This window comes from Pseudoalteromonas sp. Z9A5, assembly GCF_011378875.1.
GTDB lineage: Bacteria > Pseudomonadota > Gammaproteobacteria > Enterobacterales > Alteromonadaceae > Pseudoalteromonas.
The window spans coordinates 1-2619 of sequence record NZ_WTLC01000088.1; the positions used below are offsets into that span (position 1 = coordinate 1).

The 2619-nt window shown below is 40.7% G+C and carries 3 protein-coding genes; all 3 read right to left on the minus strand.

What is annotated here, in order from left to right:
* Positions 1 to 65: 65 nt before the first annotated feature.
* The gene (locus GQR56_RS21030; protein ID WP_166115305.1) at positions 66 to 917 is read right to left on the minus strand and encodes an immunity 49 family protein; all 852 of its coding nucleotides are present in this window, start codon (positions 915 to 917) and stop codon (positions 66 to 68) included.
* 47 nt (positions 918 to 964) lie between these two features.
* Positions 965 to 1813, minus strand: a complete 849-nt coding sequence (locus GQR56_RS21035; protein WP_166115307.1) for an immunity 49 family protein — start codon at positions 1811 to 1813, stop codon at positions 965 to 967.
* Between the two features lie 56 nt (positions 1814 to 1869).
* Positions 1870 to 2619: immunity 49 family protein (locus tag GQR56_RS21040; RefSeq protein ID WP_166115310.1), on the minus strand; the 750-nt coding region annotated here is incomplete at its 5' end.

Sequence of the window (2619 nt, forward strand, 5' to 3'; positions counted from 1 at the left end):
GTTTATCATGTTTATTCCTTTAAATTAAATCTGTTTAGTTGAGCGTTTTGGGTACTGAGGTAAAACTATAAATAATCGCCATCAATATAAAACTGCGGGATAAAATCTGATTGCACGTTTAATTCGTTACCGTAATCTTTTGCCATGCATGCTAAGCCTAACAACTGAATAGGCATGTAATGATTAGGTTGTTCATATCCTTCTAAATCACGAAAACGCTCACAATACTCCCAGCTATCAGTTAATGCATTTGCTAATGCCGTACTTGGGGTGACTTCTCCATCCATCATAAAGGCGAGAACAAAATTTGTTTTTCCACTGGTGCAATAGTTAACCCACGGGTCTGTGGTATCTAATCTTACCTCTTCTAGCGCTTTGCCTAGTAAAGCTAAACCTTCATCATTTGATACTCGACGTTGTATACCTTGAATTAATTCAACAAGTGCATACTCGGCTTCACTGCTTGTCGTAGAGCACTGACGCATTACAGATACAGGAAACTTCGCTAAACTATCCATCGCATCAATGTCACGAACAATTGCCGCACAAAAAAAGGCCTTTTGCCAACGACCGGCATGCAAAAACCCACCTTCCCACAACATCCCTTTGCCGTTGTAGGTAGCGTCTAATATGTCGTCAATCACGATACGTTGCTCTTTTTCAGGCTCTCGACCTAGCCTAAAAATAGCCTCACCGGCTTTGGCGGCAAGCTTTAGTGCCGTTATTGATTTTTGCTTGTTTTCTTCGGTTAAATCAAACGACCACCATTGGCAGATTGTGAGTGCCTTATTAAAAACACTTATTAAATTATCTCTTTTTATGGGTAAAGCTCCAATCGAGTGGTTATACATCCGCTCAAAACGTTCACTATTTCTTTTTATGCTTATAGGCTTATATTCACGCGTTACGTTTATCATGGTTATTCCTTTAAATTATGTCGGTTTCTGGAGCGTTTAGGGTGAAATTACAGGTAGTCGCCATCAATATAAAACTGCGGAATAAAGTCTGATTGCACGTTAAGTTCATTACCGTAATCTTTTGCCATGCACGTTAAACCTAGCAAGACAATTGGCATGTAAAAATTAGGTTGTTCGTACCCTTTATCACAGAATCGCTCGTGGTACTCCCAGCTATCATTCAATGCATCTGCTAAGGCGGTACTCGGACTGCCTTTTCCTTTCATTATAAAGGTAAGAATAAAGTCAGTTTTCGCGCTGGTACAATAGTTAACCCATGGGTCTGTGGTGTCTAATTTAGCCGCTTCTAACGCCTTGCCTAGTAAAGCTAAACCCTCATCATTGGATACCCGGCGGTGTATACCTTGGATCAATTCAACAAGTGCATACTCGGCTTCACTGCTTGTCGTAGAGCACTGGCGCATTACAGATACAGGAAACTTCGCTAAACTATCCATCGCATCTTGGTCACGGACAATTGCTGCACAAAAAAAGGCTTGTTGCCAACGACCTGCATGCAAAAAACCACCTTCCCACAACATACCTTTGCCGTTGTAGGTGGCATCTAATAGTTCGTCAATCACAACGCGCTGCTCTTTTTCTGGCTCTCGACCCAGCCTAAAAATTGCCTCACCGGCTTTTGCCGCAAGCTTTAATGCTTTTATGGATTTTTGCTTGTTTTCATCCGTTAAGTCAAACGACCACCACTGGCAGATTTTGATTGCATTGCTTAATAAAGAAACTAAATTATCTCTTTTTATAGGTAAGCATTCAATCGAGTGATTATAATCATCTTCAAAACTTTCAATATTATCTTCAAGCATTACGGACTCATAATCACGTATTATGGTTATCATATTTATTCCTTTAAATTAAATCTGTTTAGTTGAGGGTTTTGGGTACTGAGGTAAAACTACAAATAATCTCCATCAATATAAAACTGCGGGATAAAATCTGATTGCACGTTGAGTTCGTTACCATAGTCTTTTGCCATGCACGTTAAACCTAGCAAGACAATTGGCATGTAAAAATTAGGTTGTTGGTACCCTTTATCACAGAATCGCTCGTGGTACTCCCAGCTATCATTCAATGCGTTAACTAGAGCCTCGCTCGGGGTAATCTCTCCTTCCATCATAAAAGCAAGAATAAAACCGACTTTTCCGCTGGTACAATAGTTTACCCACGGGTCCGTGTTGTTTAACTTAACTTCTTCTATCGCCTTTCGAAAAACCTCTAAACCTTCATCATTTGATACTCGACGGTGAATTGCTTGTATTAATTCAACAAGTGCATACTCGGCTTCACTGTTTGTGGTAGAGCACTGGCGCATTACAGATACAGGAAACTTCGCTAAACTATCCATCGCATCTTGGTCACGGACAATTGCTGCGCAAAAAAAGGCTTGTTGCCAGCGAATTGCATCCAAGCGCCCATCCCACAACAAGCTTTCGCCGTTGTAGGTGGCATCTAATATGTCGTCAATCACGATACGCTGCTCTTTCTCAGGCTCTCGCCCTAGCCTAAAAATAGCTTCGCCGGCTTTTGCCGCAAGCTTTAGTGCGGTTATTGATTTTTGCTTGTTTTCTTCGGTTAAATCATACGACCACCACTGGCAAATTGTGATTGCATTACCAAAAAAACTTATTAAGTTATCTCTATTATT